This is a genomic window from Tahibacter harae, assembly GCF_024437735.1.
Taxonomy (GTDB): Bacteria; Pseudomonadota; Gammaproteobacteria; order Xanthomonadales; family Rhodanobacteraceae; genus Tahibacter; species Tahibacter harae.
This window is the reverse complement of the sequence record NZ_JANFQO010000077.1, coordinates 1-1,137: the sequence shown is the minus strand read 5'-3', so window position 1 is coordinate 1,137 and position 1,137 is coordinate 1. Positions and strand designations below refer to the sequence as shown.

Below are 1,137 nucleotides of genomic sequence, written 5' to 3'. Positions count from 1 at the left end.
TGCCAAGGCGGCACTCAGCAGCCAGGGCGTGCTGCTGCTCAACGAGATGAGCACGGGCGGCGGCCTGTTCACCCACCTGACCTTCGGCCTGACCAAGGGCTGGTGGCTGTTCGAGGACGAGGCCATCCGCATCCCGGGTTCTCCGGCGGTATGGCCGGCAACCTGGCAGCGCGTGCTGCAGCAGGAAGGCTTCCACGGTGTGGGTTTCCCGGCGGAGGAAGCGCACGGGCTCGGCCAGACCATCATCGTTGCGCAGAGTGACGGAGTGGTGCGGCAGGGGCGGGCGGCCGCGGCGGCTCCCGCTGCGCCGGCCAAGTCTGCGGCTGCAGTACCGGCGCCCGCGGCGCCGGCCGCGCCGGCACCCGCCGGCCCAGCCCGCGTCAGCGAGCAGGACCTGCAAGCCCACGTGCATCGCCACGTGGTCGGCTGCCTGGCGTCCTCGCTGCGGGTCGATCCGTCTGCGATCGATGCCGATGAATCCTTCGCCGACTACGGCCTGGATTCCATTCTCGGCGTGCGTACCGCCAGCGAGATCAGCCAGGCCCTGGGCGTGGAACTCACGACCACCAGCCTGTTCGACTATCCGACCGTGACCAAGCTGGTCGGGCACATCCTGCGCGAGAACCGCACGGTGCTGCTGGCCCAGCTCGGCGCGGACGCGGCGAGTGCCAGCGCCGCGGCAGCGGCTCCCGCGGCGCAGCCAGCCGCGGTGCCCGCCGTCGCGCCCGCGGTTGCCGCGGCCGCACCCGCTGCCGCGCCGCCCAGCCGCGAGCACCGCGAAGCGCAGCTGCGCCAGACCATCGTGAAAGAACTCGCCGCCGCGCTGCGCGTGGATCCGGCCGTGATCGACATTGACGAAGCCTTCGTCGAATACGGCCTGGATTCCATCATGGGCGTGCGCCTGGCCAGCGACATCAACCAGGCCCTGGGCATAGAACTCACCACGACCAGCCTGTTCGACTACCCCAGCGTGAGCAAGCTCGCGCAGCACATCGCCGCGACCTATGCCGCGGCGGCGCCGGCGGCCAGCGCGCCGGCCGCAGCGCCGGCCGCACCGGCCGCGCCTGCGGCGGCCGTGTCGCACCGTTTCAGCGTCAGCGCGCCGGCTGCCGGCAGCGGCACCGCGCCGGTGCCGCC

The 1,137-nt window shown here is 72.6% G+C and carries 1 protein-coding gene; it reads left to right on the top strand.

Annotated elements, in window-relative coordinates; genetic code table 11:
• Nucleotides 1-1,137: acyl carrier protein (locus tag NM961_RS23885; protein ID WP_255916933.1), on the top strand; the 1,137-nt coding region annotated here is incomplete at both ends.